Genomic DNA, 13726 nt, shown 5'->3' on the forward strand with positions numbered 1-13726 from the left:
GCTGTAAATATCAAAGGTGCAAAAGTACAATAAAATGTGGTCTGCAAAAGAGTTTTAACTACATCTTTTGAAAATTATAGTGGTTAATTTGATTATATTTGCCTAATAAAAACGATATGGACGATAAGACAATAGAATTTTATAAAAGATTAAAAGAGCAATTAGAAGACGATAAAACGTGGCCAAGACCTTACCTTTATAAATTTATAGTGCCAGGTGAACCTGAGAAAATTGCCAGAGTAGAAGAAGCTTTTGATGGTTGTAATGCAGATATTCAAATTAAGAACTCTAGTACAGGTAAGTTTGCAAGTGTTTCTGTAAAACTTACAGTGAAGAATGCACAAGAAATCATTGATAAATACATTGCAGTTTCAACTATTGAAGGAATAGTTTCTTTATAATCCTTTTTTTACCTATTTTTAAATAAATTACTTGATTAGGAGTTATATATAAATAACTTAATAAGTAATTATTCCAATATAACAGTATAGATAATATGAAATTTGATTCCAAAGAAGCAGTAACTCACTTAGATTATAATTCCTTAAGAAAACCATTGATAATACCAGAATATGGGCGTCATCTACATAGTTTGATAGACCATATTTGTAAAATCGAAGATAGAGAAGAGCGAAATAATGGCGCTAAGTATGCTATTAGTGTGATGGGGAGTATGAATCCGCACTTGCGTGATGTACCTGATTTTCAACATAAGTTATGGGATCAACTATTCATGATGTCTGAGTTTAAATTAGATGTTGATAGCCCATTTCCTATTGCAACACAAGAAACTATCTTTACAAAACCTGGTAAATTAGCCTATCCTCAGAATCACCCTAAATATAGATTTTATGGTAATAATATTACCTATATGATAAATAAGGCTATCGCTTGGGAAGATGGTGAGATGAAGGATGCCTTGATATTAGTGATCGCTAATCATATGAAGAAGAGTTATCTGAGTTGGAATAAAGAAACAGTGAAAGACGAAGTGATCTTTGAGCATCTATGTGAGCTGTCTAATGGAAAGATTAATTTATTTAAAAAAGAAGAAGAATTATCTACTACTGCTAACTTAATGCAGGTAAATAAGAAACAATCTAACAAAACGAATCACTCTAATAATCAGAAGAGTAATTCTAACAACAACAATAACAATAAGAAATATAAAAGTAATAACTATCATTCAAAAGGTAAGAAGTAATGAGTACATTTAAGATTGAAGGAGGTTTTAAACTACAAGGGGAGGTATATGCTCAGGGTGCTAAAAATGAGGCATTGCAGATTTTATGTGCTGTCTTATTAACACCAGAAAAAATTGTACTCTCTAATATACCGGATATCATTGATATAAATAAATTAATAGAGTTATTAGGCAAATTAGGAGTTAAAATTGAAAAGTTAGGTCCTAATAAGATGTCATTTCAAGCGGATGAGTTAGATTTAGATTATCTTATCTCAGATGACTTTAAGACAGATGGTAAAGCCTTAAGAGGATCTATTATGATGGTTGGGCCTTTATTAGCTCGTTTTGGAAAAGGATATATCCCAAAACCAGGAGGAGATAAGATAGGACGTAGAAGATTAGATACGCATTTCGATGGATTTATAAAATTAGGTGCTACATTTAGATATAATAGAGAAGAATATTTCTATGGAGTAGAAGCAGAGAAGTTAGTAGGTGCTGATATGTTGTTAGATGAAGCATCTGTAACAGGAACTGCTAATATACTAATGGCTTCTGTATTAGCAGAAGGAGTTACGACTATCTATAATGCAGCCTGTGAGCCATATATCCAACAACTGTGTAAGATGTTGAACTCTATGGGAGCTAAGATTCAAGGTGTTGGGTCTAACTTACTGACTATAGAAGGAGTGACAGCACTAAAAGGTTGTGAGCATACGATGTTACCAGATATGATAGAGATCGGTTCATGGATTGGGTTAGCAGCGATGACACAGAGTGAAATTACGATTAAGAACGTAGGTTGGGAGCATTTAGGTGTGATACCGAATACTTTTAGAAGACTTGGAATTACATTAGAGAAGCGTGGAGATGATATTTATATTCCAGCTCATACAGATGGATATGAAATCCAAAACTTTATAGATGGTTCTATACTTACTATAGCAGATGCGCCATGGCCAGGACTAACACCTGATTTGTTAAGTGTTATCTTAGTAGTAGCGACACAAGCTAGAGGAGAGGTATTAATCCACCAAAAGATGTTTGAGAGTAGATTATTCTTTGTGGATAAGCTAATTGATATGGGAGCTAAGATTATTTTATGTGATCCGCATAGAGCTGTTATTATAGGACATGACTTTAAGTCTCAGTTAAAGGCTACTAAGATGTCTTCTCCTGATATTCGTGCAGGTATATCTTTATTGATAGCTGCTCTATCAGCTAAGGGAGTAAGCGAGATTCAGAATATAGAGCAAATAGATAGAGGATACGAAGCTATAGATGATAGACTACGTGCTCTAGGAGCTCATATAGAAAGAATAGAAGAATAGTATAAGAATATATTAAAAGGACTAAGTCAAGCTTAGTTCTTTTTTTTGTGCTTTTTTGTAGTATATCTCTCCATAGATAGTTCTTAGTTGTAATCCTAATATTGATTTAAAAGACTTTATAACAGTATCATTTAAAAGTAATACCATTAGGTATGAATACGTTAAAGTGAAAGAGCAATTATTATCTTAAACTAGTATACGAGTTGTGATTTTAGTATTTAGGAATAGATATAAGGCGTAAGGCTTGCACTTTCTAGAGGTTTGCTAGGAGATTTCTAGGGGTTTTCCTGCCTAGAAGGTGTTTTTGTCGAAGAAATGTGCAAGAAACCTGCAAGCAATCTGCTAGTATACCAGAGCAAAATTCATTAACTACTCAATACACACTAAAAAGAATATACTTATATATGAATGTCGTTTTTTGATATTTTAATATTCGGCTTTTTGAAGCTGTGGTTATTCTATCTTTTGTGTAATTGTAGACAACTAAGAATTCACTAAACTAAGCTCGTAAAGTAAGGATCTACATTAATAACGAGAGTCGTTCTTGCTAAATATCAAATACTAATACAGCGTTATTATTTTTGGATTAAGTCAAGTACTTTAATACCGAATACAAAACCAAAATTCTTATAAGGTCCATTCGAAACAGTTTTAAAGAAGTCTATTCTAAAAGGTCTAAACTTTCCAAAACCAAAGTTATTTAAGCCTATACTATATTCTCCATACACATCTTTATCAGGAACATTCAGCATATGGTATCCTACTACGATAGAATATCGGGTCTTATTTAATAAAGGAATTTTATTCATGATATACCCTCTAAAGTCGTGTTCTAGGTGAAACTCAACATAAGATTTATTTGTACTATATTCATAGTAGGGTAGTAAGTTGAATTGTTTGTTATATACAGCGGTAGATCCTATAAAAGTTCTATTTCCATTGAAGTGTTTATAGTCAGTGAAGGCGATATCATTTTGTTCAAGGTATTTTCCTGCAGCTAGCCCTATGTATAAGTTTCCTATTTTACCGATATTATCATTGTACTGTGTTGCAAATGATACAAAAGTATAGTTATAATTACTAGTTGTAGCATTCAATGTCTTATCTAATGTAAGTGATATAATAGGATATTTAGAAGTAGGTAAATATTGTTTGTAATCTGGATAAGTGATTATTTTTTGGTCAAAGATGATGTTTAGCCCTAAGTTAAATTTAAAGATAGAATTATCTTTAAATGGTGCATTATCAAAATCCGTTGGGTCTAATGGGTTATTAGAAGTAAAGTCTTTTTGTGGTGCAAATGGTGGGCTGTTAAGACTATTATTTAATGCTCTTCTATGAGCATACTCTAATAAACCACTAAACTTAAATCTATTAAAAGCATATTGTTCATACTTGATTTGAAGGTAACTTTTCTGAAAATACTTTGCATAGTTTTTACCAAAATAAGCACTTGCAAATGAGTTAATAGGCGTTTTAATAGGATCATCTTGGTTAAACTGTAATATCGTACTACCACCAGATATAGTGATTGTATTATAGTCTATTTGATTAAAGATATGAGATGCATATCCAGATACTCTATATTTATTTTCGGAGATACCATAGTTGACGATTGTACCTAGTTTAGTTTGAGAGTAGTCGTCTTTTACTTTTACATAGTCTAAGCCTGTAGTAACATTGAATCCTTGTACCGCATTAAATGCGAATGTGGATAAAAGTCCACGATAGGTAATAGCCGAGTTTTTATAAGAGTTTAAATGTTGATATCCCTTGACTAACTTAAAAAGAGTGAAGTTATTAGTTCTATTATCTATAGAATCTAATGTTACCCTTGTTGCTTCTTGTATTTTTATTTCTTGTTCATTGAAAGTAGCCATCTCTTTTTTAGATAAAGGATATGGTCTATTCTTTTCCCAGTAACTTTCTGGCTGATGTAAGAAGTTATTAGAATATTGGATTAGTTCATTGCTGAATTGCGATTTATTAATAGAGTTGTCTGTTTGGTAATTTGTATAATGCGCTTTAAATGAACCAACATAGTCAAATACTAAGAATTTTCCTTTCAAATATAGGTTTTGACTTTCTTTAAGATATAGATTTAGTAATGGATTATGCTTATACTGTTGAGTTATTACGACTTGTTTTACATTCTTTAATCCAACATTTTCTCCATTCATAGCAGCATACAGTTCTGTAATTTGCCATTTATCACTAGTGATTTTTATTTTACCTTCCATGATAGGTTCTCTATCTCTTTTTGGGGTAAAACCTATTGTATATATATCATTTCCTAAAGAATCAGTCTCTTTTTTCAGTAATTTAAAATAGTAATATGTCTTAGCATAGGACATCAGAGGAGAGATTACATTAATCTGATTAGAAACGATTTTATCGTATAAATTAATATCACTATCTGTTGCTGTTAAGAAGAAAAGGTCTTTTGCCTTTCCTATTTCATTGAAGGCGATAACTTTTTCTTTTCCATAATCTTCATTAAGTACTGTTTGTTGAGAAGATAACTCTCCTAGATAGATGTAGTTATTTACATCTGTTATATCTAGTGAAGGATCTAGGTCTTTTCTTTTTTGCCCTAAGAATGTTTCTCTTCCTGATGCAAGTTGAAGATTACCTTTAGAATAATAGTCAAGAGTATATTTCTTTAAGTTATTCGTTTTTTTATGCGTACTAGCTAGATCCATAATGAAGATGGCATATTCATCTTGTGGATTATCGTAAAAGATGTCTGTTTCTTCTAAAGGAGTAAGGACTAGCTCTAGTTTTTGTGCATTAGTTTTATTTGGAGTGTACTCTATCCTTTTAATTGTAAAATCCTCTTTTTGAGCATAGATATATTGACCTGGAATTATTTCTATATGAAACTCTCCATTCTGGTTAGTGATAGTCTGTTTATCCGTTTTTTTTACAAATACTGTAGCATTCTCTATAGGATTACCATATAAGTCTATGACTTTACCATTTACAGTGTTGTCTTGTGCATAACTACTGTATATAGATAGTATCACAACGCATATAGAAGTAATATACTTAGAAAAAGAATGTTTCATTATAACTGTAAAGAAGCAATAGCTAAGTCGTAACTTTTTAGACCAAAGCCTAATATTACTCCATGTGATACTGGTGATATATAAGAATGTTTTCTAAAATCTTCTCTCTTATGTGTATTAGAGATATGTACTTCGATAACAGGTGCTGTTATACCTGAGATGGCATCAGCTATAGCGATAGAGGTATGTGTATAAGCTCCTGCATTTAAGATAATAGCATCATAGCTAAAACCTACTTCATGTATTTTATTAATTAGTTCTCCTTCTACATTAGACTGATAGTACTCAAGTTCTACTTCAGGATAATTAGCCTTCAATACTTCAAAGTAATCTTCAAAAGAGGTGTGACCATATACATCAGGTTCTCTTTTTCCTAGAAGATTCAGATTAGGGCCATTTATAATTAATATTTTCATGTAGTTTAATTTACTTCTGACAAATATATTATTTAATACTTAATCAGTTGCTTAAAAAAAAAGTTAATGCTTCTTATGTGTGTTATATAGTGTTTTTATAAATAGTATTTCACACTTATAAGAATAGTGTTTAGTGTTGTTTTATGTGGTTTGTGCTGTTTATTATGTTAAAAATGGTTTTATATAGCTGGTGTTTTAGTATAAAATCGAATAATAATTGTTTTGTTATGGTTAAAAATAGTTATTTTAACTTATATTTATGAATTGTTTTTTATTTTATATTATCTTGTTTATTAGTGTTTTAGTGTGTTTTTTGTAGATTTTATGTTATCTAATTGTTATTTTATCATTAAAAATCACTTCGCTTTTGGTGATAGTCGCTACATTTGGATTGTTAATTAAAAATAGCTTAAAAACATGAAAAAACTAGTACTTTCATTAGTTGCAGTTGCAGCTTTCGGGTTCACTGCTAACGCACAAGAAACAGAAAAACCAACTTTCGGATTCCAAGAATCTAATGTATTCGTTGAAGGGGCTTTCCAAATTAATGATGTAACAGTTAAACCTAAGAATGGTGGATCTGATATCAAAACAACAGAATTTAACTTTACTCCAAAAGTAGGATATATGTTATCAGATAAATTCGCTGTTGGTGTTGAATTAGGATTTGGAAAACTTGGTTTAAATAGTTTTGAAGGATTTGATGGAATTGAGGATTTAAAAGGAGACCATGTTAATACAACATATGCAGGAGCATTTGGACGTTACTACTTTTTAGAAGTTGGAAGACGTTTTAAAACTTTTGCTGAAGTAGGTATTGGATATAATGAGGCAAAAATTAGAGGTGGAGTTGCTGATGTAAAAGCAACAGGTATTAAAACTGGAGTTACTGTTGGATTTAATTACTTTGTAACTGAGAAAATTGCTCTTGGATTTAATATGGGAGATATCTTCTTTTACGAGAATTACAATGTTAAGGCAGCTGGAACAAAAGTTGCAACAGTTTCAAATACTAAATCTAACTTAAACATTTTCAATAACTTCTTTGATAATGCTAAGTTTAGTTTAACTTACAAATTCTAATTAGAATAAAATCTTATTTGAATATAGAGAGCCTCTTTTTAGAGGCTCTTTTTTTTGTTTGTATATTTGGGATATAAAAGAATGTACTATGGCTTCTGGGTATTGGGAAGGGTTTATTAAGATGTTTACTACTTATTTAAAGTTAGAGCGAGGACTCTCGCTTAATTCGATAGAAAGTTACGAATTAGATATTCGTAAGTTTATCGGGTATATAGAAGGGTATGATGAGCACGTCTTATTAGAGGCTATAGATGCAAGTGTGGTACAGGAGTTCTTGTATAGTATCGCTGATATAGTTGCACCTACCACCCAATCGCGTATAATATCAGGATTAAAGAATTTTTTTAATTACTTTATCTTAGAAGGTTATCTAAAGGTTTCCCCAGTAGAGTTGATAGAAACACCTAAGACAGGACGTAAATTACCTGATGTATTAAGTGTAGAAGAAATAGATATACTTATAGAGGCAATTGATCAATCTACTCCAGAAGGCTTTAGAAATAAAGTAATGTTAGAAGTATTGTACAGCTGTGGTTTACGTGTAAGTGAATTAGTAGGACTTAGGTTATCTGATCTCTTTTTTGAAGAAGGTTTTATACGTGTGATAGGTAAGGGGAGTAAGCATCGTTTTGTACCTATTGATCATAATAGTATGGAACTAATCGTATTGTATAATGATTCTATACGTTCTCATCAGGTAGTTAAGAAAGATAGTTCTGATATTTTATTTTTGAATAGAAGAGGAGGGCAATTGACCCGAGCTATGATATTTACTATTATTAAGCGATTAGCTGTAGAAGTAGGTTTAGAGAAGAATATTAGTCCACACACATTTAGACATTCTTTTGCTACGCATTTATTAGAGAATGGAGCTGATATTAGAGCTATTCAATTGATGCTAGGACATGAGTCTATCACTACAACAGAAATATACACACATATTAGTACAGAGCGTTTGAGGTCGGTATTAGAAGAATTTCATCCACGTGCTGGTAAGATATAAAAAAAGAGCTATTCATTTGAATAGCTCTTTTTTGTGACTTGTTGTCTTTATTATTTAGCAATATTTATTGCTCTAGTTTCTCTAATTACAGTAATCTTCACTTGACCTGGATAAGTCATCTCAGTTTGGATTTTTTGAGAGATATCGAAAGAAAGAGTAGCAGCCATTTCATCAGTTACTTTTTCACTTTCTACGATAACGCGTAATTCACGTCCTGCTTGAATAGCATAAGCATTTTTAACTCCTCCGAATTCATTAGCTATACTTTCTAGATCTTTAAGACGTTGAATGTATGAATCCAATACTTGACGTCTAGCACCTGGTCTAGCACCTGAGATAGCATCACATACTTGGATAATCGGAGCGATTAATGTAGTCATTTCTATCTCATCGTGGTGAGCACCTATTGCATTACATACTTCAGGTTTCTCTCCGTATTTTTCTGCCCACTGCATACCTAGGATAGCGTGTGGTAATTCACTTTCTGTTTCTGGTACTTTACCGATATCGTGAAGTAATCCAGCACGTTTAGCTAACTTAACATTTAAGCCTAACTCTGCAGCCATTAATCCACATAATTTAGCTACTTCACGTGAGTGTTGTAATAAGTTTTGTCCATAAGAAGAACGGTATTTCATTCTACCTACTATTTTGATTAGTTCAGGGTGTAGACCGTGAATACCTAAATCAATAACAGTTCTCTTACCTATTTCGATAATTTCTTCCTCGATTTGTTTAGTCGTCTTAGCTACTACTTCTTCGATACGAGCAGGGTGAATACGACCATCTGTTACTAATCTGTGTAGAGATAGACGAGCAATCTCTCTTCTAACAGGGTCAAAGCAAGATAAGATAATAGCCTCAGGAGTATCATCTACAATAATTTCTACTCCAGTAGCAGCCTCTATAGCTCTAATGTTTCTACCTTCTCTACCGATGATTCTACCTTTTACATCATCAGACTCGATGTTGAATACAGATACACAGTTTTCTACAGCTTCTTCTGTACCGATGCGTTGAATAGTATTGATAATAATCTTTTTAGCCTCTTGTTGAGCTGTAAGTTTCGCTTCTTCGATAGTTTCTTGTATAGAAGCCATAGCATTTGCTTTTGCTTCATTTTTAAGACTCTCTACGATTTGAGCTTTTGCTTCCTCAGCTGTAAGACCAGAGATGATTTCTAATTGTTCTACTTGAGAACGGTGAAGTCTATCTACCTCTTCTTGTTTCTTTTCAATGATTTCAAGTTTATTGTTGTACTCAGCAACTTTTTTCTCACTTTCATCATTTGCTTTCTTTGCTTTAGCTAATTCACTTGAAATTTGAGATTCTTTATCTCTAGTTCTTTTCTCAGCCTCTGCCATCTTCTTATCACGAGCTAAGATTACTTGTTCATGTTCAGATTTTAACTCTATAAACTTTTCTTTAGCTTGTAATATTTTCTCTTTTTTAATTGCCTCTCCATCAGTCTTTGCATCACGCAATATCGTTTTGGCCTCGTTTTGAGCATTAGACAATATTGAGGAAGCATGGTTTTTTTCAAGGTACTTCGCTACCATGAAGCCTACTACAGCGCCTATTATTACTGCTACCCCAATGTACATTAGTATTTCCATAAATGTTTCTATAAATTATATATAAAAAAAGCCCACATTAGTTTGAGTCGCGTAAACTCTCTTATTAACAAGTTTTGAGTTAGCTTGCTTTTCAAGGATCTGCGCAAGGCAGCATGCTTTAGTTGCAAAGATTCACCCATTTTAATTTGTTTGTGTTGAGTTTATCAAACAGTACTAATGTGAGCAGTATTTTTAGTATCTTATGTTAAGAACGAATTGTTATATTTTTTTAGAAAGTACACGATCTAAAGCTTCATCCAGCCTGATTAAACGTTCTACAGCTTTGTTATAACTATCTGTAGTATCAATTGTCTTTTGTTCGTTTTGTGATGCGAACTGTAATGCACACATCGCTAGAACATCTTGCTTATCTCTTACAGCATAGTTTTCCTCAAATTGATGTATCATTAAATCTATCTTCTTCGATGCCGATCGCAGTCCTTCCTCTTGCGAATAAGCTACCGTCAGCGGATATACCCTATCAGCTATAGATAGTTTTATTTTTAACTGTTCATCTTTTTGACTCATATTTCTCCTATTTTGTGAGATGAGCTATACACTGATCTATCTCTTTAATCAATGAATTTATCTTGAGTTTCGTATCTCTTCTATTTTCTTCACTGCCCAATAGTGAATTAGCTAATTGTATTGACTCATATTTTTTATAAATAGAGTCTAATTGCTCCTCATTTTTAAGAATCTCTTTTTGAGCTTGCTCCAAACTAGTTTTTAACTGTTTGTTCTCTGCTTCCAAGACACTTAGCCTTTGCATAAGTTTAGCAAACTTTACCTCTAAAGAATTAATAATATCAGTTAGCTCGCTCATTATACTTGTTATTCACTATCCTTTCAACAAAGTTACAATTAGTATTTAAATTTAAAAAAGTTTTCTGTAAAAAAAAAGGTTATTTATCTTTTTCTTTAAACAGCTTTTAGCTATGTGTTTCATTTTTAGAGATAATACTATTTTTTCTAGGGTTATTATGTATTTTAGCAGAAATGTTTTAAAAATTATGAAAGTAAGAATACTACCTAGTCTTTTTTTAAGTGTATTAGGAACTTTTGCGTATGCACAGAATACCGAAACCTTTGATAGTCCTTTAAATATAAGTATACATGCCTCAGGTAATTTTGGAGAGTTAAGAGGTACTCATTTCCATACAGGTCTTGATATAAAGACACAACAGAGAATTGGTTTACCAGTTTATGCTCCTGCAGACGGATATGTATCTCGTATCAAAGTGTCAACTTGGGGATACGGTAAGGCTCTGTATATTGATCATCCTAATGGACAGACTACTGTTTATGGGCATTTAGACTCTTATGCTGGCGATATTGCTACTCTTGTGTTGAATAGACATTATTCAGAGAAGAACTTTGAGATAGAGATTTTTCCTCGTAAGAATGAAGTATTAGTAAAGAAAGGTCAAATCATTGCATATACCGGGAATACAGGTGGATCTGGTGGACCTCACCTTCACTATGAGATTCGTGACACAAAGACACAGAATATCATTAATCCTTTAAAAGAAGGAATGGATAAATTGTTAACAGATACTCAAGCACCTACCGTTAATGGGCTTTATGTATACCCTGTTGGTGTTGGAGCTATGGCTAATGATAATGAGACTCCGCAGCAGTTATCTTATGTGACACAGTCTGATGGTAGCTTTTTGACCTCTCCTGTCAAGGCAAGAGGAGATATTAGTTTTGGAATAGATATTCATGATACAGCTAATTTTAATGCAAATAAGAATGGGGTGTATATGGTAGAGACTTTTGTGAATGGCAAGGCTTTGTTTTCTTATAAATTTGATACTTTTTCTTTTTCTGAGACAGGTTATGTCAATGCTTTAATTGACTATGAACGCTATGTTTCAACAAAGAAAAAAGTACAAAAACTGTTTTATGAGAAACCTTACAGCTTATCAGTTTTAAAAGTAGATCCTACTAAAGGGATTATCTCTGTAAAGAGTGGACAGAACTATAACTATAGTATTGTGTTGTCAGATTATCATGGAAATAAGAAAACGATTAATATCCCTGTAGAATATACAGATGCTACTGCTAAAGTAAAGAAATCAGAAGCAAAAGGAGAATACAAGATAGTTACGGATAGAGACTATATTTTTGAGAAAAAGAATGTAACAGTGAGTTTTCCTATTAAGACATTCTATAATGACTTCTTGATGGATATGTCTGTAGAAGATGATGTATTAAAGTTGCACAAACCTGTTGTTCCTCTAGCTAAGAATATCCTTGTGTCATTTGATACGTCTTCTATGAATATCTCTAATCGTGATAAAGCATTTATTGCTAGAGTAGATGGAGGTAAAAGAGATTACTTTAAAACGGCTAAGAAAGGTAATCTGTGGTCGATTTATACCAAGAGCTTTGGAGACTATAAAATCTTAGTGGATGAAAAAGAGCCTGTTATAGAGAAACCAAGTTTCACAGAAGGGCAGTGGTTAACTAAAGAATCTCAGATCTCTTTCTTGATTAAAGATGATTTGTCAGGTATTAATACCATTACAGGTTTTATCAATGGCAATTGGATATTATTGGATTATGACTACAAGACACGTAAGATTGTTCACAAGTTTAGTGATGGCAAAGTAGTGACAGGTAGAAATGATGTAGTTATAAAAGTAAAGGACAATGTTGGAAACGAAGGAACCTTTGAATCACACTTCTTTAGAGGATAATGGATTTCGTATTATTGACTATAAAGCTTTGTTGAAAAAATGCCAAAGTAGTGTTGTGTACAGAAACACTAATTATGTATCTTTGAAGTATTAAATTTTCTATTATGAAAGTAAGAATAACCCTGTTTTTAAGCGCATTAGTTTTAGTAACAGCTTGTAAACAAGAAGGCGAAAAACCAAAAGTTATTTATAAAGATGACGGTACCTCTGCTGCTACGACTGAAGTGGTAAAAGAAAGAGACCGTTCAGAAGATATTCGCATTGCTGATCTTCCTATTCTGATGGGCAAATCAGATCACCTGATTCATCCTATAGGAGAGATTAGAGTATATAGCTATTCTTCTAAAAGTGGTATGAGTAAAGTAAACCAAACTTCTTATACCGTATCTAACTATGCGCCTTTTGAACTAACAGGGTATCTAGAGAACCTTATGTTCCAACATAAAGACTCTTTACAGATCAGACCATTAACAGATAAGAAAGTGCAGATACAGAATGTATCTTACCTTAATACAATAGCAGAGAAGACAAAGAAGAATATATTAGTATATAGCTTATTCGATGCAGATACGAATAGAGATGGTAAGGTAGACTCTAATGATATCAAGACCTTGTATATTAGTAGGGGAGATGGTACACACTTTAAAAAGTTAAGTGCTGATCTACATGAACTGTTAGATTGGACAGTTATTGATAGTCAGAATAGATTGTACTTTAGAACAATAGAAGATATCAATAAGAATGGTGCTTTTGACAAAGATGATAATGTAAACTACTACTATATTGACTTGTTGAGTAAAGATTGGGAAGTTATCAGTTATGCCCCACTTCATATCAATGCAGAAATAGAAGTAGATAAATAAAAACAAAACTCGTGAATTGCTTCACGAGTTTTTTTATGCCTTCTCAGCTCTGTTCTTTAAAGCGATATTCATAGCTTCAAAGCCTTGTTGAGTTTCAGTTTGTAGTTTCTTTTTGAATAGGGGAACTAATATTCCACTGAAGTCCTCTCTATGTATAAATAAGCAATGTTGCTCATCTAGCTGTTGTATTTCGAATTGATGATATCCATCGAATATCCCTTTTATACCTAATTTTCCCTTCCAACTAAGGAGTTGTTCTTTTTGATTAGTTAGAATTATAGGCTTAAACTTCATCGTAGGCAGGCTAATCTTGATTTGTCTTCCTACTATTGGCTCACCTGTGATGGATAGTATAAAAGGATTCCATTCAGGATATTCAGAGAAGCTCATTAATACTTGCCATATTACTTCCTTCGTAGCTTTAATTGTGATACTCGTTTCTATTGTCATAAGAT

At 32.4% G+C, this 13726-nt stretch carries 13 protein-coding genes and 1 other RNA gene; 7 read left to right on the forward strand and 7 right to left on the reverse strand.

Annotated elements, in window-relative coordinates:
* The first annotated feature begins 116 nt into the window (after window positions 1–116).
* The 3 genes from E0Z07_RS09500 to murA all read left to right on the forward strand — a co-directional run bounded on the left by E0Z07_RS09500 (window position 117) and on the right by murA (window position 2517).
* Window positions 117–401, forward strand: a complete 285-nt coding sequence (locus E0Z07_RS09500) for a DUF493 family protein (protein WP_006260705.1) — start codon at window positions 117–119, stop codon at window positions 399–401.
* A gap of 95 nt (window positions 402–496) precedes the next feature.
* Window positions 497–1204, forward strand: a complete 708-nt coding sequence (locus E0Z07_RS09505; protein ID WP_006257041.1) for a DUF4290 domain-containing protein — start codon at window positions 497–499, stop codon at window positions 1202–1204.
* The gene (gene murA / locus E0Z07_RS09510; protein WP_006257040.1) at window positions 1204–2517 is read left to right on the forward strand and encodes a UDP-N-acetylglucosamine 1-carboxyvinyltransferase; all 1314 of its coding nucleotides are present in this window, start codon (window positions 1204–1206) and stop codon (window positions 2515–2517) included. Before E0Z07_RS09505 ends, murA begins: the two co-directional genes overlap by 1 nt.
* A 575-nt stretch (window positions 2518–3092) precedes the next feature.
* Here the strand turns inward: murA and E0Z07_RS09515 are convergent.
* Both E0Z07_RS09515 and aroQ read right to left on the reverse strand, forming a co-directional pair.
* Window positions 3093–5585 (reverse strand): DUF5686 family protein, encoded by a 2493-nt coding sequence (locus E0Z07_RS09515; protein ID WP_131540603.1) that lies wholly within the window; start codon window positions 5583–5585, stop codon window positions 3093–3095.
* Complete coding sequence (gene aroQ, locus E0Z07_RS09520) at window positions 5585–6001, reverse strand: type II 3-dehydroquinate dehydratase (RefSeq protein ID WP_006263015.1); 417 nt, start codon at window positions 5999–6001, stop codon at window positions 5585–5587. Before aroQ ends, E0Z07_RS09515 begins: the two co-directional genes overlap by 1 nt.
* Window positions 6002–6418: 417 nt before the next feature.
* Between aroQ and E0Z07_RS09525 the strand changes: the two genes are divergently transcribed.
* The gene (locus E0Z07_RS09525) at window positions 6419–7084 is read left to right on the forward strand and encodes an outer membrane beta-barrel protein (protein ID WP_006257036.1); all 666 of its coding nucleotides are present in this window, start codon (window positions 6419–6421) and stop codon (window positions 7082–7084) included.
* Window positions 7085–7172: 88 nt separating this feature from the next.
* Window positions 7173–8087, forward strand: coding sequence for a site-specific tyrosine recombinase XerD (gene xerD, locus E0Z07_RS09530; protein ID WP_006257035.1), 915 nt, complete (start codon window positions 7173–7175; stop codon window positions 8085–8087).
* A 50-nt stretch (window positions 8088–8137) separates the two neighbouring features.
* Here the strand turns inward: xerD and rny are convergent, their stop codons facing one another.
* The 4 genes from rny to E0Z07_RS09550 form a co-directional block, all read right to left on the reverse strand.
* Entirely contained in the window at window positions 8138–9703 is a 1566-nt protein-coding gene (gene rny, locus E0Z07_RS09535) for a ribonuclease Y (protein WP_006263016.1), read from the reverse strand.
* A gap of 53 nt (window positions 9704–9756) precedes the next feature.
* A non-coding RNA gene (gene ssrS, locus E0Z07_RS09540) (6S RNA) lies at window positions 9757–9864 on the reverse strand.
* Window positions 9865–9922: 58 nt separating this feature from the next.
* Complete coding sequence (locus E0Z07_RS09545; protein ID WP_006257033.1) at window positions 9923–10231, reverse strand: cell division protein ZapA; 309 nt, start codon at window positions 10229–10231, stop codon at window positions 9923–9925.
* Between the two features lie 7 nt (window positions 10232–10238).
* Window positions 10239–10529, reverse strand: a complete 291-nt coding sequence (locus tag E0Z07_RS09550; protein ID WP_006257032.1) for a hypothetical protein — start codon at window positions 10527–10529, stop codon at window positions 10239–10241.
* Between the two features lie 112 nt (window positions 10530–10641).
* Here E0Z07_RS09550 and E0Z07_RS09555 point away from each other — a divergent pair, with 112 nt between their 5' ends.
* Together E0Z07_RS09555 and E0Z07_RS09560 are read left to right on the forward strand one after the other, a co-directional pair.
* On the forward strand, window positions 10642–12408 hold the full coding sequence (locus E0Z07_RS09555) for a M23 family metallopeptidase (protein WP_006263017.1): 1767 nt from the start codon (window positions 10642–10644) through the stop codon (window positions 12406–12408).
* A 104-nt stretch (window positions 12409–12512) separates the two neighbouring features.
* A complete protein-coding gene (locus tag E0Z07_RS09560; protein ID WP_131540604.1) occupies window positions 12513–13271 on the forward strand; it encodes a hypothetical protein in 759 nt (252 codons plus the stop codon).
* 33 nt (window positions 13272–13304) lie between these two features.
* Here the strand turns inward: E0Z07_RS09560 and E0Z07_RS09565 are convergent, their stop codons facing one another.
* Complete coding sequence (locus E0Z07_RS09565) at window positions 13305–13721, reverse strand: SRPBCC domain-containing protein (protein ID WP_006260711.1); 417 nt, start codon at window positions 13719–13721, stop codon at window positions 13305–13307.
* Between the last annotated feature and the right edge of the window lie 5 nt (window positions 13722–13726).

It is taken from the genome of Myroides odoratimimus (genome assembly GCF_004337635.1).
Taxonomy (GTDB): domain Bacteria; phylum Bacteroidota; class Bacteroidia; order Flavobacteriales; family Flavobacteriaceae; genus Flavobacterium; species Flavobacterium odoratimimum.